This window comes from Streptomyces sp. 135, assembly GCF_020026305.1.
GTDB lineage: Bacteria > Actinomycetota > Actinomycetes > Streptomycetales > Streptomycetaceae > Streptomyces.
The window spans coordinates 2,144,201-2,165,524 of sequence record NZ_CP075691.1 but is presented as its reverse complement, the minus strand read 5'-3'; the positions used below and the strand labels follow the sequence as shown (position 1 = coordinate 2,165,524).

General features: G+C 71.3%; 16 protein-coding genes and 1 pseudogene. 13 read left to right on the top strand and 4 right to left on the bottom strand.

Going from position 1 to position 21,324, the window contains the following annotated elements; genetic code table 11:
- Positions 1 to 132 precede the first annotated feature (132 nt).
- From KKZ08_RS09775 to KKZ08_RS09765, 3 genes are read left to right on the top strand one after another with little or no spacing between them, the layout of a single operon-like run.
- A complete protein-coding gene (locus KKZ08_RS09775; protein ID WP_223774077.1) occupies positions 133 to 1,434 on the top strand; it encodes a sugar ABC transporter substrate-binding protein in 1,302 nt (433 codons plus the stop codon).
- Positions 1,435 to 1,488: 54 nt separating this feature from the next.
- Positions 1,489 to 2,502, top strand: coding sequence for a sugar ABC transporter permease (locus KKZ08_RS09770; protein ID WP_223774076.1), 1,014 nt, complete (start codon positions 1,489 to 1,491; stop codon positions 2,500 to 2,502).
- Positions 2,499 to 3,347 (top strand): carbohydrate ABC transporter permease, encoded by an 849-nt coding sequence (locus KKZ08_RS09765; protein WP_223774075.1) that lies wholly within the window; start codon positions 2,499 to 2,501, stop codon positions 3,345 to 3,347. Before KKZ08_RS09770 ends, KKZ08_RS09765 begins: the two co-directional genes overlap by 4 nt.
- Before the next feature lie 56 nt (positions 3,348 to 3,403).
- On the opposite strand, the gene KKZ08_RS09760 is transcribed toward KKZ08_RS09765, so the two are convergent.
- A complete protein-coding gene (locus KKZ08_RS09760; RefSeq protein ID WP_223774074.1) occupies positions 3,404 to 4,150 on the bottom strand; it encodes a glucose 1-dehydrogenase in 747 nt (248 codons plus the stop codon).
- 134 nt (positions 4,151 to 4,284) lie between these two features.
- Here KKZ08_RS09760 and KKZ08_RS09755 point away from each other — a divergent pair, with 134 nt between their 5' ends.
- Positions 4,285 to 5,022 carry a VWA domain-containing protein gene (locus KKZ08_RS09755; RefSeq protein ID WP_223774073.1) on the top strand — a complete coding sequence of 246 codons (738 nt, stop codon included), beginning with the start codon at positions 4,285 to 4,287 and terminating at the stop codon, positions 5,020 to 5,022.
- On the opposite strand, the gene KKZ08_RS09750 is transcribed toward KKZ08_RS09755, so the two are convergent.
- On the bottom strand, positions 5,019 to 5,951 hold the full coding sequence (locus KKZ08_RS09750) for a tyrosine-protein phosphatase (protein WP_223774072.1): 933 nt from the start codon (positions 5,949 to 5,951) through the stop codon (positions 5,019 to 5,021). The two genes, KKZ08_RS09755 and KKZ08_RS09750, sit on opposite strands and share 4 nt — an antisense overlap.
- 327 nt (positions 5,952 to 6,278) lie before the next feature.
- Here KKZ08_RS09750 and KKZ08_RS09745 point away from each other — a divergent pair, with 327 nt between their 5' ends.
- The 3 genes from KKZ08_RS09745 (at position 6,279) to KKZ08_RS09735 (ending at position 9,219) form a co-directional block, all read left to right on the top strand.
- On the top strand, positions 6,279 to 6,482 hold the full coding sequence (locus KKZ08_RS09745) for a cold-shock protein (protein ID WP_037661310.1): 204 nt from the start codon (positions 6,279 to 6,281) through the stop codon (positions 6,480 to 6,482).
- Positions 6,483 to 6,645: 163 nt separating this feature from the next.
- A complete protein-coding gene (locus tag KKZ08_RS09740; RefSeq protein WP_223774071.1) occupies positions 6,646 to 8,256 on the top strand; it encodes a DEAD/DEAH box helicase in 1,611 nt (536 codons plus the stop codon).
- Positions 8,257 to 8,367: 111 nt separating this feature from the next.
- Positions 8,368 to 9,219 (top strand): pentapeptide repeat-containing protein, encoded by an 852-nt coding sequence (locus KKZ08_RS09735; protein ID WP_223774070.1) that lies wholly within the window; start codon positions 8,368 to 8,370, stop codon positions 9,217 to 9,219.
- Positions 9,220 to 9,226: 7 nt separating this feature from the next.
- Here the strand turns inward: KKZ08_RS09735 and KKZ08_RS09730 are convergent, their stop codons facing one another.
- Complete coding sequence (locus tag KKZ08_RS09730) at positions 9,227 to 10,120, bottom strand: hypothetical protein (protein ID WP_223774069.1); 894 nt, start codon at positions 10,118 to 10,120, stop codon at positions 9,227 to 9,229.
- A 248-nt stretch (positions 10,121 to 10,368) separates the two neighbouring features.
- Here KKZ08_RS09730 and KKZ08_RS09725 point away from each other — a divergent pair, with 248 nt between their 5' ends.
- Both KKZ08_RS09725 and KKZ08_RS09720 read left to right on the top strand, forming a co-directional pair.
- Positions 10,369 to 11,166, top strand: a complete 798-nt coding sequence (locus tag KKZ08_RS09725) for a serine protease (RefSeq protein ID WP_223774068.1) — start codon at positions 10,369 to 10,371, stop codon at positions 11,164 to 11,166.
- A gap of 153 nt (positions 11,167 to 11,319) precedes the next feature.
- On the top strand, positions 11,320 to 14,427 hold the full coding sequence (locus KKZ08_RS09720; RefSeq protein WP_223774067.1) for an endo-alpha-N-acetylgalactosaminidase family protein: 3,108 nt from the start codon (positions 11,320 to 11,322) through the stop codon (positions 14,425 to 14,427).
- Positions 14,428 to 14,454: 27 nt separating this feature from the next.
- Here the strand turns inward: KKZ08_RS09720 and KKZ08_RS09715 are convergent, their stop codons facing one another.
- A complete protein-coding gene (locus tag KKZ08_RS09715; protein WP_223778977.1) occupies positions 14,455 to 16,212 on the bottom strand; it encodes a beta-galactosidase family protein in 1,758 nt (585 codons plus the stop codon).
- A 130-nt stretch (positions 16,213 to 16,342) separates the two neighbouring features.
- Here KKZ08_RS09715 and KKZ08_RS09710 point away from each other — a divergent pair, with 130 nt between their 5' ends.
- From KKZ08_RS09710 to KKZ08_RS09695, 4 genes and pseudogenes are all read left to right on the top strand, one after another.
- The gene (locus tag KKZ08_RS09710; RefSeq protein WP_223774066.1) at positions 16,343 to 17,314 is read left to right on the top strand and encodes an AraC family transcriptional regulator; all 972 of its coding nucleotides are present in this window, start codon (positions 16,343 to 16,345) and stop codon (positions 17,312 to 17,314) included.
- 11 nt (positions 17,315 to 17,325) lie between these two features.
- A complete protein-coding gene (locus KKZ08_RS09705; RefSeq protein WP_223774065.1) occupies positions 17,326 to 17,670 on the top strand; it encodes a chorismate mutase in 345 nt (114 codons plus the stop codon).
- 73 nt (positions 17,671 to 17,743) lie between these two features.
- Positions 17,744 to 20,315: pseudogene (gene pepN / locus KKZ08_RS09700) on the top strand (aminopeptidase N).
- A 149-nt stretch (positions 20,316 to 20,464) separates the two neighbouring features.
- Positions 20,465 to 21,319 (top strand): NAD(P)H-binding protein, encoded by an 855-nt coding sequence (locus KKZ08_RS09695; RefSeq protein WP_223774064.1) that lies wholly within the window; start codon positions 20,465 to 20,467, stop codon positions 21,317 to 21,319.
- The last annotated feature ends 5 nt before the right edge of the window (positions 21,320 to 21,324 follow it).

The following is a 21,324-nucleotide window of genomic DNA, read 5'->3' as shown; positions in this document are numbered from 1 at the left end:
AATGGCACGTGCGTATGTTGCGTCACCCGCAACCGTCATTACGGTTCGGCCGCTTATCCCAATGGGTCTAGACCGCCTCGACCGTGTGTGACCACAATCGCTCCCACCAATCGGAACCTGGAGGGGGCCGGCATGAAGCGACGGGTCATCGCGGCTGTTGCTGTCGCCATGAGTCTCGGACTGACCGCCACGGCGTGCGGCGGCGATGACGGTGACGACGGCGGCAAGGCCACCGACGGCAAGGGCAAGACCCTCACCGTATGGATCATGGAGGGGACCAACCCCGACGCGCGGCCCTTCTTCAAGGAGGCCGGGGAGGCCTTCGAGAAGAAGACCGGCGCCAAGATCAAGGTCGAGTACCAGCAGTGGGCCACCGCCCAGAAGAAGTTCACCACCGCCATCGAGGGCGGCCCCGACCAGGTGCCGGACGTGGCCGAGGTCGGCACGACCTGGGTGCCGCAGTTCGCCGAGACCGACGCGCTCGTCGACGTCACCGACGAGGTGAAGAAGTCGGGCCTCGGCGACGACCTGGTCGAGGGGCTGAAGGACGCGGGCACGCTCGACGGCAAGCAGTACGGCATGCCCTGGTACGCGGGCGTCCGCTCGCTCGTCTACCGCAAGGACCTCTTCGCCAAGCACGACATCAAGCCCCCGACCACGTGGCAGGAGCTGCGGACGGCCGCGAAGACGCTCAAGGAGAAGGAACCGAACCTGGTCGCCTTCCCGGTGGCGGGCGGCGCGGAGATGTTCGCCGCCCCCTTCGTCTGGGGCGCCGGCGGCGAACTGGCCACCGAGTCCGGCGGCTCGTGGAAGTCCGGCATCAACTCGCCCGAGGCCGTCAAGGGCATCGAGTTCTACACGGACCTCGCCACCAAGGACAAGGTCTCCCCGGCCAAGGTCAGCACCTGGACGGAGAAGGAGGTCGGCGAGGCCTGGAACAAGAGCGAGATCGGGATGTCCATCGGCGGCAACTGGACCCCGAAGGCGATCGTCGACAAGAACCCGTCCCTCAAGGGCAAGCTCGGCGCCGTGCCGCTCCCGGGCCAGAACGGCGGCATGAGCAAGTCCTTCCTCGGCGGCTCTTACCTGTCCACGTTCGACACGGACAAGAAGGAACTCGCCTGGGAGTTCGTGAAGATGCTGACCACCGGCGAGTTCGCCGCCAAGTGGGCCGAGCAGACGAACTACTTCCCCGGCCAGAACTCCGAGCTGGAGAAGATCGCGGCGAAGAAGGACCCGCTGGTCGAGCCGTTCGCCAAGCAGATGCTGGAGGCCGGCGCCACGGTCCCCAAGACCAAGGCGTACGGCGAGATCCAGGCGTCGAAGGTCATCCCGCGCATGGTCCAGTCGATCCTCACCGGAAAGGCGTCCGTCCAGGAAGCCGCGGACAAGGCCGCCGACGACATGGACGCCATCTTCGCCAAGGACAAGTGACCAGGGCGAGTTCGGCACCGTGAAAGGCACGACTGTGAAGGACGCGACGCGACTGTGAAGGACGCGACTGTCGTGAAGGACACGCTCGTCGGCGGCGGCGGACCGGAGGCACCGGTCCGCCGCGAGCCCCCGTCGCCCGACGGCGGCGCCGAGGCCGCCCGCCGCCGCAAGAAACTGATCACCCTCACCCGCCCCTGGCTCCTCCTCACCCCCTCCCTCCTCGTCCTCGCGGGACTCCTGCTCTGGCCGCTGATCCAGGTCGGCAAGCTCTCCCTCCAGGACTACGAGGTCAAGTTCGGCGGCGGCACCGGCACGTTCACCGGCTTCGACCACTACAGTGACCTGCTCGGCAGCGACCTGCTGTGGCAGACCGTCCTGCCCAACACCGTCTTCTTCGCCATCGCCTGCGTCGGCCTGACCGTCGCCCTCGGCACGCTCGTGGCGCTGCTCCTCAACCGTCTCGGGCCGACCTGGCGACTGATCTGCTCGATCGCGATCCTCGCCGCCTGGGCCATGCCCGCGGTGACGGGAACGTACGTCTGGATCTGGCTCTTCCAGCCACAGGACGGCATGGTCAGCCAGCTCGCGGGCTCGATCGGCCTCATCGACCCCGAGACCACCAACTGGTTCACCGAACGCGGGCCGTTCTACGCCATCGCCACCCTCAACGTCATCCACCACGGCTTCCCGTTCGTCGCCATCACCGTCCTCGCGGGACTCATGACGATCCCCAAGGAGCTGTACGAGGCGGGAGAGCTGGACGGCGCGAACGCCTGGCAGCGGTTCTGGAACATCACGGTGCCGACGATCAAGCCCGTCTTCCTGGTGGTGACCATCCTCTCCACCATCTGGGACTTCAAGGTCTTCACCCAGATCTATCTGATGCCGGGCGGCGACGGCTCCAACCCGGAGGTCTACAACCTCGGCGTCTACTCCTACATCGAGGCCTTCGCCAAGAACGACTACGGCGCGGGCGCGGCGGCCGCGGTGCTGCTCACCGTGCTGCTCCTGATCATCACCGTCGTCTACATCCGTACGCTCTTCCGGCAAGGGGAGGAGGACCTGTGACCGCCCGCACGCGTACCCACACCCGCACCACGCTCGCGAGCCGCATCGGCCTACCGGTTGCCGTCGCCGCGCTCCTCGTCTTCACCCTCTTCCCCGTCTACTGGATGATCTCCACCGCGCTCGACCCGAAGGCGCTCACCCGCGGCTCGGACGTGCTGCCCAGCGGCATCAGTCTCGAACACTTCGAATTCGTCTTCGACAAGGGCAACTTCGGTACGTACCTGCTGAACTCGGCGCTCGTCGGCCTCGCCACGATCGTCGCGGCCGGACTGCTCTCCCTCTTCGCCGCCATCGCGGTGGCACGCTTCAAGTTCCGCTTCCGCACCTCCGTACTGATCATGATCCTGATCGTGCAGATGGTGCCGCTGGAGGCCCTGGTCATCCCGCTCTTCATCCAGATGCGGGACTACGACATGCTCAACTCCCTGCTGGGCCTGAGCGTCGTCTACATCGCCCTCTCGCTGCCCTTCGCGATCTGGACGCTGCGCGGCTTCGTCGCCACCGTCCCGAAGGAGGTCGAGGAGGCCGCGTACATCGACGGGGCGTCCTGGCCGCGGATGTTCTGGTCGGTGCTGCTGCCGCTGGTCGCGCCGGGCCTCGTCGCCACCTCGATCTTCGCCTTCATCACGGCGTGGAACGAGTTCGTCTTCGCGTACACCTTCATGAAGGGCAGCGACAAGTACACGGCGGCCGTCGGCATCTACCAGTTCTTCGGGGAGAACTCGACGTCCTGGGGCCCGGTCATGGCCAGCTCCACCCTGGTCACGGTACCGGTGATGATCTTCTTCGTGATCGTGCACCGGAAGCTCGGCTCGGGCCTGGCGGCGGGCGCGGTCAAGGGCTGAGCCGGGCGTTCGCGCGGGCCTTCGAACTGCTGGACGGGTGGAAGGCCGGGGCGCCGTCACCCCGTCGTCGAGCCGCCGTCCACAGCGAACTCCGCGCCCGTGACGTACGACGACGCGTCCGACGCCAGGAACAGCACCACCTCGCCGACCTCCTCCGGGCGGCCCATCCTGCCGAGCGGCAGATGCGACCAGTCCCGCCCGGCGGAGGTCGCGGCGATCATCGGGGTGTCGACCGCCCCCGGATGCACCGAGTTGACCCGGACCCCGTACCGCGCGAGGTCAAGCGCCGAGGACCGGGTCAGGCCCCGCAGCCCGAACTTCGTCGAGCCGTACGCCGCGTGACCCGGGATGCCGACCAGCCCCGCCGTCGACGAGACGTTCACGATCGAACCCCCGCCCGCCTCCTTCAGCGCGGGCAGCACCGCCTGGATACCGAGGAACGGCCCCAGCAGATTGACGCGGAGCAGCGCCTCGAAGTTCTCGTACGTCTCCTCCTCCACGGAGGCCGTGCGCCACAGCGCGGCGTTGTTCACCAGGGCGTCGAGCCGCCCGAAGACGTCGAGGGCGCGCGCCACGGCCGCCGCCCAGCTCCGCGCGTCCGTCACGTCATGACGTACGAACTCCCCATGCCCGCCCAGGGACGCGGCGACCTCGCGCCCCTCCTCCACCCGTACGTCCGTGACCACGACCCGCGCCCCGGCCTCGGCGAACAGCCGCGCCTCCGCCGCGCCCTGCCCGCGCGCCGCCCCGGTGATCAGAACCGTCCTGCCGTCCAGCCCGTACGAGATCTCCCGTGAGCCCATGCCGCATAGGTCTAGCAGTCATATGTGCAAGGGAGAAGGGTTCCTGCCCCGGACGGAAGCCGGGAACGGCGCGTACCCTCGGCCGCTGACGGACCGGCACGGTGGCGGTCCCGCACGGAGGAACGGAGCGGCGCATGGGTCCCGCGATCAGTCTGCGCAAGGTGGAGGACTCGGCGCCCGCGCTGGTCAGCCTCTACAAGAGCGCCGGGGTGTCCTTGCGCAAGCACGGCCTGGAGGGCGCCCGGGCGGCGGTCTACCTCGTCGTCGACTACTCCGGATCCATGCGGCCGTACTACCGGGACGGCAGCGTCCAGGCCCTCGCCGACCGGGTGCTCGGCCTCTGCGCGCACCTCGACGACGACGGGAGGGTGCCCACCGTCTTCTTCTCCACGGACATCGACGCGGTGACGGAGATCGCGCTCGACGACCACCGCGGCCGGATCGACGCCATCGTGGCCGGGCTCGGACACATGGGGAAGACCAGCTACCACCTGGCGATGGACGCCGTCATCGACCACTACCTCGACCACGCTGCACACGCCGACGGCTCCGCGACGCCCGCCCTGGTGATCTTCCAGACTGACGGCGGGCCGATCAGCAGGCTCGCCGCCGAGCGCTATCTGTGCAAGGCGGCGAAGCTGCCCCTGTTCTGGCAGTTCATCGGCTTCGGCGACCCGGCGAGCAAGCAGTTCGACTATCTGCGCAAGCTCGACGAACTCGCCGTGCCGGCCAAGCGCCCGGTCGACAACGCGGGCTTCTTCCACGCCGGGAACGACCCCTTGGCCGTGCCGGACGACGAGTTGTACGACCGGCTGGTGGGGGAGTTCCCCGCATGGCTCGCGGCGGCCCGGGCGGCCGGGATCGCGGCCTAGCCGACCATGCGGTGGCGCAGCTTCACGAGCGTGTCCGCGTCGAGGCCCAGCCCCTTGGTCAGATAGCCGCCCAGACCGCCGTACCGCCGCGCGGCCTCGTCGAGAGCCGTGTCCAGGTAGTCGGTCCGCACCTCCTGGAGCGGGATGATCAGGTCCGGGTTCCGCATCAGCCCGCCCTGCTCGAGGGCCTCGCGCACCTTCGCGTCGTGGGCGGACCGGTAGGTGTTGGAGGCCAGGTAGTCGCCCACGGCCGCCCTGTCCGGTACGCCGACCAGGCGCAGCAGCAGATACGTCGTCCAGCCGGTGCGGTCCTTGCCCGCGGTGCAGTGGTAGAGCAGCGGGGCGCGGCTGTCCGCGATGTCGCGCAGGGTGGCCGCGAACTGTGCGCGGTTGGCGGCGTCGGTGACGAAGGTGCGGTAGACGTCCCGCATGAACGAGGCCGCCCTGCCGTTGCCCAGCATCTCCTCCTGCTTGACCGGGTCCTTGGAGCCGATCGCGGTGAGGAGCCGGGTGAACAGGCCGTTGTCGGTGACGGGGCGCGGGACGGGGGTGGCTCCGCCGGGCAGCCGGTCCGGCCCGTCGTACTGCACCTCGGCGGGCACCCGGAAGTCGATGACCTTCGCCAGGCCGAGCCCGGAGAGCGTGGCGAGGTCGGCGTCGGTGAGTTTGCTCAGGGCGTCGGCGCGGAAGACCTGGCCCCGGCGGACGTGCTCCCCGTCGTAGGTCCGGTATCCGCCGACGTCGCGTACGTTGACGGCGCCGTGGAGGGGGATGTGGCGTGCGCTGTCGTACGCCGCCGACGTCGCCGCCGGGCGGGACGGCGGGGGCGAGGGTTCGGCGTGGGCCGCCCAGGCGGGCAGGGCGCCGAGGAGGAGGGAGGAGATCGCGAGTCCAGCCGCCGTACGGGTGCGTGGGACGCTGACGCGCATCGGGCCGCCTTCCGGTCGGAGTGATGGCGGTGGCGGTGCGGTGCCTGAACCAACCAAACGATTGTTCGGGGAAGATAGCGAGGTCCTCGCCAAGGGGGAAGGGGACGGGTGGCGCACGTCTCCCCGGCCCGGGAACAACGACTCCGCCGGGCGTGTTAAAGTTACGTGTTGCAGTTTTGGTACCCATGGACTTTATGTGCGCCTGACGGGAATGCTCCGAGGGCGCATTATTGTTTTTCCGGTTCTCTCCGGTATGGGGGTCATTGCAGCGCTGGAGATTGGCAATTCCGCGATTCTCCATTCACTGCCCCTGTTGAGGAGATTGACATGGCAACCGGCACCGTAAAGTGGTTCAACTCGGAAAAGGGCTTCGGCTTCATCGAGCAGGACGGCGGCGGCCCCGACGTCTTCGCCCACTACTCCAACATCGCGTCCTCGGGCTTCCGTGAGCTCCTCGAGGGCCAGAAGGTTTCCTTCGACGTGACCCAGGGCCAGAAGGGCCTCCAGGCCGAGAACATCGTTCCTGCCTGATCGTCGCAGCGCGCGAACCTCACAGCCGAGGCCCGCACCGGAAGGTGCGGGCCTCGGCTTGCGCTGTCATCGGGCCCTACCGGGCCCAGAGCCGCACCCAGGCTCAGAGCCGCCCCCAGGCTCAGCGGTCCGGAAAGTCCAGCGACCAGGAAGGCATTACTGCATGAACCGCTCCGAACGCCCGGCACGACCCGCCCGCAAGCGGCCCGCGAACGCAGCCGGAAAGGGCAGGCCGACCGGCCAGGCGAAGGGCTCCGCACATTCCGCGAAGAAGCCCGGAAGCCGTAAGCCGAAGCCGGCGCAGGGCGGCGACTTCGCACTGCCCGAGAGCATCACGCCCGCGCTGCCCGCCGTCGAGGCCTTCGGCGACCTGGATATGCCCGAGGCCCTCCTGAAGACGCTGGCCGCCCAGGGCGTCACCGAGCCCTTCCCGATCCAGGCCGCGACCCTCCCGAACTCCCTCGCCGGACGCGACATCCTCGGCCGCGGCCGCACCGGCTCCGGCAAGACCCTCGCCTTCGGCCTCGCGCTCCTCGCCCGCACCGCCGGGCACCGCGCCGAGCCCAAGTCGCCGCTCGCCATGGTCCTCGTCCCCACCCGCGAGCTGGCCCAGCAGGTCACGGACTCCCTCACGCCGTACGCGACGTCGGTGAACCTCCGCATGGCCACCGTCGTCGGCGGCATGTCGATCACCCGGCAGTCCGGGACGCTGCGCCGCGGCGCCGAGGTCCTGGTCGCCACCCCCGGCCGCCTCAAGGACCTGATCGAGCGCGGTGACTGCGACCTCTCACAGGTGCGCGTCACGGTCCTCGACGAGGCCGACCAGATGGCCGACATGGGCTTCATGCCGCAGGTCACGGCGCTGCTGAAGCAGGTCGCGCAGGGCGGCCAGACCATGCTGTTCTCGGCGACGCTGGACAAGAACATCGACCGGCTCGTCCGGATGTTCCTGACCGACCCCGTCGTGCACTCCGTCGACCCGTCGGCGGGCGCTGTCACGACGATGGAGCACCACGTCCTCTACGTCGCCGACGAGACGGACAAGAAGGCCGTCGCCATGCGGATCGCGGCCCGCGAGGGCCGCGTGATCATGTTCCTGGACACCAAGCGCGCCGTCGACCGCTTCACCAAGCGTCTCCTCGCCAACGGCGTCCGCGCCTCCGGCCTGCACGGCGGACGCTCGCAGCCGCAGCGAAACCGCACCCTGGACCAGTTCAAGACCGGCCAGGTCACCGCGTTGATCGCGACGAACGTGGCGGCGCGCGGCATCCACGTCGACGACCTCGACCTGGTCGTGAACATCGACCCGCCCGCCGACCACAAGGACTACCTCCACCGCGGCGGACGCACCGCCCGCGCCGGAGAGTCCGGCAGCGTCGTCACCCTCGTGCTCCCCGAGGAGAAGCGGGAGATGACGCGGCTGATGTCCGACGCCGAGATCAGCCCCCGCACGGTGCGGATCTCCTCCTCCGACGAGGAGCTGGTACGCATCACCGGCGCCCGGGAGCCCTCGGGCGTGCCGGTGGTCATCGAGACGCCGCAGCCCCAGCAGCCCGCCCAGACCTCGCAGCGCCGCCGACGACCCCGCAGCGGTGGTGGCGGTGGTGGCGGCGCGGCTGCCTCCGGCCAGGGCGGACAGCAGCGCAGGGTGCCGCGGCAGGGGCAGGGCGGTCAGTCCCGCGACGGTTCCGGTTCCGCCGGGGGCGGCGCCGGGGCCGCGGCACGCGCGCCGCTCCGGTGGCGGCGCCCAGGAGGCCGCCGCAGCGCCGCGTGACACCGCCGGGCAGGCCGGGCCCCGTCCCGGCCTGCCCACCCCCGGTTCGGCCCGTAGCGCTGCCGGACAATGGTGAGCCGTACCGTACGACGTTCCAAAGGAGCCCGCCCGATGCCACCGGAGCGCGAACCCGTCGCGTTGCCCCTGCTCGAAGACGACCGCGCCGCCCTGCGCGCCGACTGCGGCAACTGCTTCGGACTGTGCTGCGTGGCCCTCGCCTTCTCCGCGTCCTCGGACTTCGCGCAGAACAAGGACGCGGGCAAGCCGTGCGGCAACCTCCAGGCGGACTTCCGCTGCGGCATCCACCGCGAGCTGCGGGACAAGGGCTTCCGCGGCTGCACTGTGTACGACTGCTTCGGCGCGGGCCAGCACGTCTCGCAGCACACCTTCGGCGGCCGTGACTGGCGCGCGGATCCGGCCACCGCCCGGCAGATGTTCGAGGTCTTCCCCCTCATGCGGCAACTCCACGAACTCCTCTGGTACGTGACCGAGGCGCTGACCCTGCCGCAGACGAAGCCGATCCGCTCCGACCTGCGCACCTGCCTCGCCCGCACCGAGGCGCTGACCCGGGGCGCCCCCGAGGCGATCACCGAGACCGACGTCGCGGCGCACCGCGAGGACGTCAACGTCCTCCTCCTGCGCACCAGTGAACTCGTACGCAAGGGTGTCGGCGGCAAGAAGAAGGACCGCAGGGGAGCGGACCTCTTCGGCGCACGGCTCAAGGGCGCCGACCTCAAGGGCGCCAACCTGCGCGGTGCCTGCCTCATCGCCGCCGACCTGCGCGGCGCCGACCTGAGGACCGCCGACCTGATCGGCGCCGACCTGCGCGACACGGACCTGCGGGGCGCCGACCTCACCGGCGCGCTCTTCCTCACGCAGACGCAGGTGAACGCGGCCAGGGGGGACGAGCGCACGAAGCTCCCGGACGCCCTCGCCCGCCCCGGCCACTGGTCCGCCTCATGAGCGACGCCTAGGCGTCGCACTCCAGGACCGTCCGGCACAGCGCGCACCGCGCCCGGACCCGTCCCCGCGCCGGTACGCGGATCCGCTGGCAGCACGTGGGGCAGGGGAACGACACCCGCAGCGCCCCGAGCCCGTCGGACGAGAACGAGTACGTCCCGTCCCCCGGGCCCGACCCGTGCTCGCGCGCGTACCGCCGGTCCTTCGCGTACCGCCGTCTGCCCGCCCACCCGGCGGCCGTCAGCGGCGGCCGCTGCTCGTCGCGGCGGGCCTGGGCGAGCCCCTTGGTGTACGCCGTGTAGGCCTGCGCGCTGGTGAACCACGTCTCCGGCGCCTCGCCGAAGGCCAGCGCCCGCTTGGCGAGGACGTAGCCGAACTCCTCGGGGGTGAGGTAGCCGAGCTTCTGCGAGGAGACGCCGTCCTCGCGGAAGGCGTCCAGGAGCAGCCAGCCGGCGCCGAGGTACGCGGCGGCGGTGTCGGTGAGGATCTCGTTGTCGCGGGTGCCGGGGAACGACAGGTCGAGCCGGTGCAGATACACGTGCATGACCTCGTGGGCGAGCGCCGCGCCGATGTCCCGCCGGTGGGTGCGGAAGCGGTCGTTGAGCTCGACGAAGTACTCGGGCCCCGCGGTGAGTTCGACGTTGGCGGCGTGTTCCATCGCGCGGAAGCCGACGATCACGCGGGCGTCGGGCAGGCGCAGGTGCCGCACCATCTCGCGGGCCACCCGCTGCGCACCCAGATGCAGGTCGTCCTGGTCGCCGAAGGCCACGTCGGCGGGGGCGACGCTGGTGTCGAAGGTGTGGACGGTGTCGTACGAAAGGCGTTTGTAGAGCGCGGTGACGGCGGCGCGCACGGTCTCCAGATGGGGGTAGCCGTGCTGCACGGGACCGCCGCCGACCGTCACGTCCCTACCCCCTGATGTCAGCCGTCGGGACACTGAACCCGGCTCCACTGTAAGGGCGTTGCGGCCCCCGGGAGCGGGCCCCGCGGCGGGGCGTGGCCGGAAACCTCCCCTTGTCCTGAGCGGACACCGATCTCCATAATCCGCAACAACGCTTTGTCGGGCTCATGCCATCCGGGCTGTTGGAACGGACGGCAAGGGCTTGCCCTCGCGCGCGCTTTCCTCATCAACCCCCCACGAAGGGAAGACAATTGAAGACCAAGCTGCGTGGAGTCAAGAGAGCCGCCACCCTCGGTGCGATCGCGCTCGCCACCTTCAGCCTTCAGCCCGTGGCCGCCTCCGCCGCGCCCGACCCGGGCCCCCAGCCGAGTGAGCGTGTCGTCGGAGGGACCCCCGCCAAGCAGGGTGAGTTCCCGTTCATGGTCCGGCTGTCGATGGGCTGCGGCGGCGCTCTGTACGCCAAGAACATCGTGCTGACGGCGGCCCACTGCGTGGACGGCTCCGGCAACAACACCAGCATCACCGCCACCGCCGGTGTCGTGGACCTCAGGAGCTCCGCCGCGATCAAGGTGAAGTCCACCAAGGTCCTCCAGGCCCCCGGCTACAACGGCAAGGGCAAGGACTGGGCGCTCATCAAGCTGGCCAAGCCCATCGACCTGCCCACGCTGAAGATCGCCAAGACCACCGCGTACAACAAGGGCGACTTCACCGTCGCGGGCTGGGGCGCCGACCGGGAAGGCGGCGCCCAGCAGCGCTACCTCCTCAAGGCGACCGTCCCGTTCGTCAGCGACGCCGACTGCAAGGCCGCGTACGGCGGCGAGCTCACGCCCGGCGAGGAGATCTGCGCGGGCAACCTCGCCCAGGGCGGCATCGACACCTGCCAGGGCGACTCGGGCGGCCCCATGTTCCGCAAGGACGAGGCCGGCGCGTACATCCAGGTCGGCATAGTCAGCTGGGGCAACGGCTGCGCCCGGCCGAAGTTCCCCGGCGTCTACACCGAGGTGTCGACGTTCGCCGCGGACATAGAGAAGGCGGCGGCGGGACTCTGACGTCCGGCTGTCGCGGTGCGGGGCGCCCGAGACCGTGGGCGCCCCGCCCTTCGCGGTTAAGTCCAACACCTGTCCCTCCTTTGTCCATAGGCGTGTCCGCACCGCCCGGCGCATCGTGATCGGCACCGATTCCGCCCCATGGAGGGATGCCGCATGCTGCCGTCAGACACGTCCGGGCCGAGCCGCAGGGCCGTCGTCGCCACCGGTGCGCTCGCCGGGGTGGGGGCCGCCCTCGGAGCAGGGTCCGGCGCGTACGCCAAGGACGCCCCCGCCGGACCGGCCGCACCCGAAGCGACCCTGCGCTCCCGCCACCTGGACGTACGCGTCGCCACCGCCTTCCCGCGCGTCATCGCCTACACCGACCGCGCGAGCGGCGCCGTCCTGCACGGCACCACGGACGCCGTCACCACGGTCCTGATCGACGAGGCCGAGCACACACCCGAGGTGACCGCCTCGGCGGACAAGGCCCGCATCGCGTACGTACTCGCCTTCGCGGGCGGCACCCGCATCCACGTCGAGATCGCCGTCGAGGGACGCCACGTCCACTGGCGCGTCACGAAGATCGCTGACACGGACGCGCTGCGCGTCGGCACCCTGCGGATCCCCGGCCTTGCCCTGCTCGCCGTACGCGACGACCAGCCGGGCGCCGCCCTCCTGGCCGCCAAGGTGCAGCTGGACAAGGCCAAGAGCGGCGACACCCTGATCCGGCCGGACAACGACACACCCGCGGCGGCGCCCACCGGCTGCGCGTACGCCGTCGTCGCGCACGACCGGCTCGGCGGCGCGATCGAGACGAACACCGTCTACGACAGACCGACCAGCGCGGCGGGCACCACCTGGGACAACGGCCGGCTGTGGCACGAGACGGTGCGGACCGGCGGCCGCGTGGAGGCGCGGCTGACCCCGGGACAGTGGACGCACCGGGCCGCGACCGCGCCCGTGGACGCCACCGAACCCCTCCCGTACGCCACCGTCGTGATCACCGGCGACCGCAACGGTGACGGCAAGGTCGACTGGCAGGACGCCGCGACCGCCTTCCGCGACATCATGGTGACCCCGCTCGGCGCCGACGAACAGCATCTGCGGGTCGTCCCGCACATCCCGTTCAACTTCGCCTCGCAGGCCACCAACCCCTTCCTCGCCACGCTCGACGACGTCAAGCGCATCCACCTCGCCACCGACGGGCTGCGCCAGTACACGCTCCTCAAGGGCTACCAGTCGGAAGGCCACGACTCCGCCCACCCCGACTACGCGGGCAACCACAACACCCGCGCGGGCGGCCTCGACGACCTCAACACCCTCGTCCACGAGGGCGGGAAGTGGCACAGCGACTTCGGCGTTCACGTCAACGCCACCGAGTCCTACCCCGTCGCCCACGCCTTCTCCGAGAAGCTCGTCGACAAGAACAACAAGCAGTGGGACTGGCTCGACCAGAGCTACCGCATCGACCAGCGCCGCGACCTCGTCTCCGGGGACATCATCAAGCGCTTCGCCGACCTGCGCGCCGAGACCGACCCGGCCCTCAACACCCTCTACATCGACGTCTTCCGCGAATCCGGCTGGACCTCCGACCGCCTCCAGCGGGCCCTGCGCGACCAGGGCTGGAACCTCACGACCGAGTGGGGCCACGGCTTCGAACGCTCGGCGCTCTGGTCGCACTGGGCCACCGAGACCGACTACGGCGGCGACACCTCGCGCGGCATCAACTCGCGCCTGATCCGCTTCGTCCGCAACCACCAGAAGGACGTCTTCGCCGACAAGTGGCCGACCCTCCTCGGCATCGCCCGCATGGGCAACTTCACCGGCTGGATCGGCAAGACCGACTGGCACGCCTTCTACGACCTCATCTGGACCCACTCACTGCCCGCCAAGTACCTCCAGGCCTACCCCATCAAGACATGGGACGAGCACGAGATCACCTTCTTCGGGCCCACCGGGACGACCGTCTCCGACGCCGTCGAAGGCAAGCGGCGCATCACCACCGACGGACACGTCGTCTACGAGGACGGCCGCTACCTGCTGCCCTGGGAGCCCCGCAAGGCCACCGATCCCGCCAAGCTGTACCACTACAACCCCGCCGGCGGCAGCAGCACCTGGCACCTCCCGCGCGCGTGGGCGGGCCGCTCCCGCGTCGCCCTGTACCGGCTCACCGACCAGGGCAGGGTCTTCGAGTCGTACGTCCCCGTGCACGGCAAGAAGGTCACCCTCAAGGCCGAGCCGAAGCAGCCCTACGTCCTCTACCGCGAGCGCGCCGCCGCCCCGCCCGACCCGAAGTGGGGCCAGGGGACACCGCTGCACGACCCGGGATTCCACTCCGGCTCCCTGAAGGGCTGGCAGGTCAGCGGGCCCGCCTCCGTGCAGCGCAGCGCCCTCGGCGACTACGAGCTGGTCATCGGCGCGGGCGGCGCGGCCTTTGTCGGACAGCGCCTCGCCCGCCTGCGGGCCGGTACGTACGTGGCGTCCGTGCAGGTCGAGGTCGGCGAGAAAGCGGGGGAGCGGCGCAAGGCCTCCCTGGAGGTGCGCACCGCCGACGGCGTCACCGCCGCCAACTTCACCGAGACGTCCACCGCCGGCAACTACGTCGCCGCCGACCGCAAGCACGGCACCCGCTTCCAGCGCATGTTCACGTACTTCACCGTCCCCGAGGGCGGCGGCACCGCCGAGCTGACACTGCGGGCCGCGGCGGGCCACGCGCGCGTGCGCTTCGACAACGTACGGGTGGCCGCGACCCACCGCCCGGCCAAGCGCCCCCGCGCCACCCTCGTCCACGAGGACTTCGAACACGTCCCGCAGGGCTGGGGCCCGTTCGTCAAGGGCGACGCGGGCGGCGCCACCGACCCGCGCACCCACATCGCCCAGCGCCACGCCCCGTACACGCAGCGCGGCTGGAACGGCAAGGCGATCGACGACGTCATCGACGGCGGCAACTCCCTGAAGTCACGCGGCGAGAACACCGGCCTCGTCTACCGCACGGTCCCGCACACCGTCCGCTTCGCGCCGGGCAAGCGCTACCGCGTCTCCTTCCGGTACGAGAACGAGAAGGCGGGCCAGTACGCCTGGGTCACCGCCGTCGACGAACCCGCACCCCGCGAGATCGACCGCGAGGAACTGCCCGTCGCCACCGACCCCACCACGCTCACCTACGAGTTCACCGCCCCCGCCGAGGGAGAGGCCTGGGTGGGCCTGCGCAAGACCGGCGGCGACGGCACGGCCGAGTTCGTGCTCGACGCCTTCGAGGTGACCTCCGTGACCGACGCCTGAGCGGGACGGGGCGGCCCCTCGCGGGCCTCAGGACAGCGTGACGGCTGCGCCCGGGGCCGCCCCCTCCAGCTCCAGCACCCACACCTCGTTGACGCCCTCCCGCAGCACGGGGCCCGGCACATACAGCGACCGCTGCGGGCCGACCGACCAGTACCGGCCCAGGTTGAAGCCGTTCACCCAGACGAATCCCCGCGTCCAGCCCGGCAGTTCGAGGAACGCGTCGCCGGGGGAGCCGACCTCGACCGTGCCCCGGTACAGGCCCCGCCGCCCCTCCCCGGAACCGGTCACGGGCACCGCCCGCACCGCCGACGCCACGTCGAACGCGTCCAGCCGCAGACCCCGCGCCCGCACCCCGTGCAGGTACTGCCGCTCATGCAGGACACCCCCGCAGATGCCCTTGGACTCACCGGAGCGCGGCCCGTAGTTGACCCGGCCCAGCGACTCCACCCACAGCTCCACGCGCGCGTGCCCGGCCACGGGGTCCTCCAGGACGGGCTCGTCCTCGGTCAGGACCCCGGCCCGCTCCCCGTCCACGTACACGACCGCCAGGTCCCGCAGCCCCCGCACGCTCAGCCGGTAGGGGCGGCGCGGGCCCGGCACCGTCAGGGCGTAGCGCACCAGGCCCCGGTCCACGTCGAGCTCCTCGAAGGTGGGCGGGACGGCATGCTCGGCCTCCGGGGTGCCGAAGCACTCCAGGACCGTGTCCAGCGAGGCCCACTCCGTGAGCGCCGCCGTGGCGGGGGCGCCCAGCACCGGCGGGGGCGGCGGCGGCTCGGGCAGGGGCTCCGTCGCGTACGGGGCGAGGACCTCCCGGAAACGCCAGAACTTCGCCGTGGGACGGCCGGACTCGTCGATCGGCGCGTCATAGTCGTACGACGTGACGTCCGGCTCCAGCGGCCCGTCGTGCAGCGCCCCACCGCCCCGGTTGGCCCCAGCCCAGCCCGCGAAGTTCGTGCCGCCGTGCGCCATGTAGAGGTTCACCGACGCCCCGCACTCCAGGATCTCGCGCAACGCCGCCGCCGCGTCGTCCGCGTCCCGTACGACATGATCCGCGCCCCAGTGGTCGAACCAGCCGCACCAGAACTCCATGCACATCAGCGGCCCCTTGGGACGGTGCGCGCGCAGCGTCCCGAAGCCGGAGCGCGCCCCCGAGCCGAAATTGGCCGTCGCCAGGACCCCCGGGATCGAGCCGCCGCTCACCATGTGGTCCTCGGGGCCGTCCGAGGTGAACAACGGCACCCGCACCCCCTCGCCGCGCAGCAGATCGACCAGGCGGCGCAGGTACACCCGGTCCGAGCCAAAGCTCCCGTACTCGTTCTCGACCTGGACCATGATCACGGGGCCGCCGTCCGCGCCGCCGTGCTGACGCGGCACGACCTCCCGCAGCAGCCGGTGGAACCAGCGCTCCACATGCGCCAGGTACTCCCCGTCACGGGTACGCGCGCGTGCCCCCAGGGACCCCGTCAGCCAGTGCGGCAGCCCGCCGTTCTCCCACTCCGCGCAGATGTAGGGGCCGGGCCTGACGATCGCCCACAGCCCCGCCTCGTGCGCCGCGTCCAGGAAACGGCCGAGCGCCGACACGTCGCGGTACCCGCCGGGCCGCGGCTCGTGCAGGTTCCACGGGACGTACGTCTCCACGCAGTTGAGCCCCATCGCCCGCAGCATCGCCAGGCGGTGCCCCCACTGCGCCTCGTGCACCCGGAAGTAGTGCAGCGCGCCGGAGAGCAGCCGCACCGGCCGCCCGTCCACCTCGAAATCGTCCTCGCCGACCCTGAACCCGTCCATCGTGTCCTCTCGCTCACCCACCGCCCGTCCACGATCACCTCTGGCGGGCGGCGGGGTCCATGGACAAAGATCGGGTCCGGTTGGACGCAGCGAGCGGGTCGGCCAGGCCCGCACCGGAAGGGGCACGCGGATGTACCACACGTGGATGCGGTATTTCACTCCCAGCCCGGCCCACCACAAGCTCGGCCTTGCCTGCCTCGGCGTCGGCCTCCAGCACGGCCTCCTGCCGACCGTCGGCCCCCGCACCCTCGACCACCACGTCGCCGTCGTCATCAGCGCGGGCGGCGGCTGGTTCCGCGGCCCCGACGGACGCCGTACGACGGTGACCGCACCCGCCCTGATCTGGCTCACCCCCGGCGTACGCCACCACTACGGGCCCGACCCCGACACCGGCTGGGACGAGTGCTTCGTCGACTTCACCGGCCCCGCGACCGCGACGTACACCGAACTCGGCTACATCGAACCCAGCCGCCCCGTGGTACCCCTCTCCGACGCGGCGGGCGCCCGCGCCGCCGTCGGCCGCATCGCCCGCGCGGCCCGCCGCGGCAACCCCCTCCTCGAAGTCGAGACCGGCGCCGCCGTCCACGAACTCCTCGTCGCCCTGCGCCGCGCCCGCGCCGACATCGCCCCCGACGGCGACCCCGTCCTCCAGGCCCTGGCCCGCGACGCGTTCCGCCCCCTGTCCGTCGCCGAACACGCCGCCCGGCACGGCATGACCCCCGCCGAGCTGCGCACCGCCGTGCGGCGCGGCGCCGGATGCAGCCCCAAGGACTACCTCCTCGGCATCCGCCTCGGCCGCGCCAAGGAACTCCTCGCCGCCACGGAGCTGCCCGTCGCCGCCGTCGCCCGCCGCGTCGGCTACGACGACCCGGCGTACTTCTCCCGCCTCTTCACCCGCCGCGTCGGCACGGCACCCGTCCGCTTCCGGGAACAGCAGGGCCGTGCCGTGCCCGGCGGCTGGTCACAGCAGGTGCCGGATCCCGACGACCCGCCGATGCTGCGGTCCCCCTCCGGGGGCGGCACAGGGGCGGCACCGGTGCGGCAGGGCCACACCCCACCCCCCGCTCCACCACCCTCCCCCCGCCCCCGACCGGCAACGTAGGCTCATGCACCATGACCACCAGCCACACCAGTGACACGAACGGCGCGAGCGCGGCGGAGGGTACGGACGAGGCCGTGCGCGCCGAGCTGTCCCGGCTGCGCGACAGCATCGACAACATCGACGCCGCCGTCGTCCACATGCTCGCCGAGCGCTTCAAGTGCACCCAGCAGGTCGGCCACCTCAAGGCCAACCACCAGCTGCCGCCCGCCGACCCGGCCCGCGAGGCCCGCCAGATCGCCCGGCTGCGCGAACTCGCCGAGAGCGCCAAGCTCGACCCCGCGTTCGCCGAGAAGCTGCTCAACTTCATCATCGCCGAGGTGATCCGCCACCACGAGACGATCGCCAAGTCGTCCTGACGCCACCCCCCGCCGGACGGCGCACACCGCCCTGACCTTCACCGACGCCGGTGCCATCGGGCAGCATGGGCCCATGCCCGTACTGACGCGCGACGAAGCGCAGACCCGAGCCCAGCTCATCGACGTCCACCGGTACACCGTCGAACTCGACCTGACCCAGGCGACCGACCCCACCGTCGGCACCTTCGACTCGCGTACCGTCATCCGGTTCAGCGCCCGCACCGACGGCGCCACCTTCGTCGAGCTCAAGCCCGCCGAGCTGCGCTCCGCCACCCTCGACGGGCAGCCTCTCGCCGTGGACCTGGCCGACAACCGCCTCGCGCTCGACGGGCTCACCGCGGGCGAACACGAGCTGCGCGTGGACGCCGCGATGCGCTACTCCCGCACCGGCGAGGGCATGCACCGCTTCACCGACCCCAGTGACGGCGAGACGTACACGTACACGCAGTTGTTCATGGAGGACGTGCAGCGCGTCTTCGCCGCCTTCGACCAGCCCGACCTGAAGTCCGTCTTCGAGCTGACCGTCACCGCCCCCGAAGGCTGGACCGTCCTCGCCAACGGCATCACCGAACACCTCGGCGACGGCACCTGGCGCGCCGCCCCCACCCCGCTCATCTCCACCTACCTCGTCGCGGTCGCCGCCGGCCCCTACCACTCCGTGCGCACCGAACACCGCGGCCTCCCCTTCGGCATCCACTGCCGCCGCTCGCTCGCACCGTTCCTGGACGCCGACGCCGAGGAGATCCTCGACATCACGCGGGCCTGCTTCGACCGCTACCACGAGAAGTTCGAGGAGCCCTACCCCTTCGACTCCTACGACCAGGCGTTCGTCCCCGAATTCAACATGGGCGCCATGGAGAACCCCGGCCTCGTCATCCTCCGCGACGAATTCGTCTACCGCTCCGCTGTCACCGACACCGAGCGGCAGACCCGCGCCATGGTCATCGCCCACGAGATGGCCCACATGTGGTTCGGCGACCTCGTCACCCTCACCTGGTGGGACGACATCTGGCTGAACGAGTCCTTCGCCGAGTACATGGGCTTCCAGACCACCGCCGAGGCCACCCGCTTCAAGGACCCGTGGACCGACTTCGGCGTCACCCGCAAATCCTGGGGGTACGACGCCGACCAGCGCCCCTCCACCCACCCCGTCGCCCCCGCCGCCGACGCCGTCCCCGACACCGCGTCCGCGATGCTCAACTTCGACGGCATCTCGTACGCCAAGGGGGCGAGCGCCCTGCGCCAGCTCGTCGCCTGGCTCGGCGAGAAGGACTTCCTCGCGGGCATCAACACCCACTTCGCGCGGCACAAGTTCGCCAACGCCACCCTCGCCGACTTCATCGACTCCCTCGCCCACGCCACCGACCGCGACGTGCACGCCTGGGCCGAGGCCTGGCTGCGCACCACGGGCGTCGACACCCTCACCTCGAAGGTCGCGCACGCCGGACGCGAGTGGACGCTCACCCTCGACCGCGGCACGGGCGACGGCACCCACGGCGACGGCCGCCCCCACCGCGTCGCCGTCGGCGTCTACGACCGCGACCTCGCCGGCGGCCGCGGCCTCGTCCTGCGCGAGCGGTACGAGACCGACATCCCGTCCACCGAGCCCGCCACGCCCCGCGACGGCGGACGCCCCGCCCTGATCGTCCCCAACGACCAGGACCTCACCTACGCCAAGATCCGCCTCGACGAGACCTCCCAGGAGACCGCGCTGCGCGACCTTTCCGGAGTCCCGGACGCCCTCACCCGCGCCGTCCTGTGGAACAGCCTGCGCGACATGGTCCGCGACGGCGAACTCGACGCCGGCTCCTACCTCGCGACGGCCCTCGCCCACCTCCCCGAGGAGAGCGACCTCGCCATCGTCCAAGGCGTCCTCACCTTCGCCACCGCCCACATCGCCGGCCGCTACGCCGGCCCCGAGGAGCGGCCCGCCGCACTCGCCGCCCTCGGCGAACTCTGCCGCGACCTGATCCGACGCACCGAGGACGGCTCCCACCCCGGCCTGCGCCTCACCGCCGTCCGCGCCGCCATCGACGTCGCCACCCAGCCCGGTCCCCTCCAGGCGTGGCTGAACGAGGGCACCGTGCCCGGCGGCCCCGAACTCGACCCAGGAGCTGCGCTGGCGCGTCCTCGCCCGCCTCGCCGTGCTGGACGCGACCGACGAGGCGGCCATCGCCGCCGAGCTGGCGCGGGACCCGAGCGCCACCGGCCAGGAGGGCGCCGCCCGCTGCCGGGCCGCGCTGCCGGACGCCGCGGCCAAGCGGGCCGCCTGGGACGCGATGTTCGCCTCCGACGAACTGTCCAACTACCTCCTCAAGGCCACCGCGCAGGGTTTCTGGCAACCCGAACAGGCCGACCTCGTCAGGGAGTACGTCCCGCGCTACTACGAGGACGCCGTCGCCGTGGCGGCCCGGCGCGGCTCCGCGATCGCCGACGTGGTGGGCCAGTGGGCCTTCCCCGCCCCCTTCGTGGACGCCGAGACGCTGCGGCTGGGCGAGCGGTGCCTGCGGGACGCGGACCCGATCCCCACCCTGCGCCGCAAGTTCGCCGACCAACTCGACGACCTGGCGCGGGCGTTGCGCGTCCGACAGGGCGCAGGCAAGGGCACTGAAAAGGGCACGGGCAAGGGCACCGGCAGGGCCTGATCCGGGCCGCGCGGCGTAGGTCCCACGGCCTACGCCCACTGGTCCCAAACGACGATCCGGCACCCGGCACAACCGGCCTAGGCTCGCACCCGGGCCGGGCCGGACCTGCCGGAACGGCCGCGCGCACCCCCACCAGAAGGAGCCCTGCCGTGATCGTCGTGACCGGAGCCACCGGAAACGTGGGCCGCGCCCTCGTGGGCCGGCTCACCGCCGAAGGAACCCCCGTACGCGCCCTGACCCGCGCCCCCGAGCGCGCCGGACTGCCCGAATCCGTGGACGTCGGCCACCTCGACCTCTCCGGCGACCGGCCCCGACCCGCCGACCTCGCCCCGCTGTTCGAGGGCGCCTCGGGTCTCTTCCTGCACCTCCAGGCCGCGGGCACGCACACCGCCGCCCTCCTTCAAGCGGCCCGCGCGGGCGGCGTCCGCCACGTCACCGTCCTCTCCTCGGGCATCATCCAGGACGGCGCCGACACCAGCCACCCCATCTACGCCGCCCACGCCGAACTCGAAGCACACGTGACGGAGAGCGGCCTCGGCCACACCTTCCTGCGGCCCAACGCCTTCGCCACCAACTCCCTCCAGTGGGCGCCGCAGATCCACGCCGGTGACACCGTGCGCGGCCCCTTCGGCGGCGCCGTGACCGCCCCCATCCACGAGGACGACATCGCCGAGGTCGCCGCCCGCACCCTCCTCGACGACGGACACGACGGCGCCGTCCACCGCCTCACCGGGCCCGAGGCCGTCACGACGGAACAGCAGATCCACGCCATCGGCGCCGCCCTCGGCCGCACCCTGCGCTTCGTCGACATACCGCCGAACGAAGTCGGCCCCGAACTCTTCCCGCACGTACCACCGCAGATGCTGCCCGCCATCCTCGCCTCCTTCGCCGAAACCGTCGGCACCGAACCGGAGATCACCACCACGGTCGAAACCGTCACCGGCAAGCCGGCCCGCACGTTCGCCCAGTGGGCCGACGACCACAAGGACGACTTCCGCCCCTGAGAAGC

What these genes read in the sequence shown, in the direction of transcription:
- KKZ08_RS09720 (WP_223774067.1), top strand. Translation starts at nt 11,320, where the DNA reads ATGCTGCCGTCAGACACGTCCGGGCCGAGCCGCAGGGCCGTCGTCGCC.
- KKZ08_RS09710 (WP_223774066.1), top strand. Translation starts at nt 16,343, where the DNA reads ATGTACCACACGTGGATGCGGTATTTCACTCCCAGCCCGGCCCACCAC.
- KKZ08_RS09715 (WP_223778977.1), bottom strand. Translation starts at nt 16,212, where the DNA reads ATGGACGGGTTCAGGGTCGGCGAGGACGATTTCGAGGTGGACGGGCGG.
- KKZ08_RS09755 (WP_223774073.1), top strand. Translation starts at nt 4,285, where the DNA reads ATGGGTCCCGCGATCAGTCTGCGCAAGGTGGAGGACTCGGCGCCCGCG.
- KKZ08_RS09735 (WP_223774070.1), top strand. Translation starts at nt 8,368, where the DNA reads ATGCCACCGGAGCGCGAACCCGTCGCGTTGCCCCTGCTCGAAGACGAC.
- KKZ08_RS09775 (WP_223774077.1), top strand. Translation starts at nt 133, where the DNA reads ATGAAGCGACGGGTCATCGCGGCTGTTGCTGTCGCCATGAGTCTCGGA.
- KKZ08_RS09745 (WP_037661310.1), top strand. Translation starts at nt 6,279, where the DNA reads ATGGCAACCGGCACCGTAAAGTGGTTCAACTCGGAAAAGGGCTTCGGC.
- KKZ08_RS09750 (WP_223774072.1), bottom strand. Translation starts at nt 5,951, where the DNA reads ATGCGCGTCAGCGTCCCACGCACCCGTACGGCGGCTGGACTCGCGATC.
- KKZ08_RS09760 (WP_223774074.1), bottom strand. Translation starts at nt 4,150, where the DNA reads ATGGGCTCACGGGAGATCTCGTACGGGCTGGACGGCAGGACGGTTCTG.
- KKZ08_RS09705 (WP_223774065.1), top strand. Translation starts at nt 17,326, where the DNA reads ATGACCACCAGCCACACCAGTGACACGAACGGCGCGAGCGCGGCGGAG.
- KKZ08_RS09740 (WP_223774071.1), top strand. Translation starts at nt 6,646, where the DNA reads ATGAACCGCTCCGAACGCCCGGCACGACCCGCCCGCAAGCGGCCCGCG.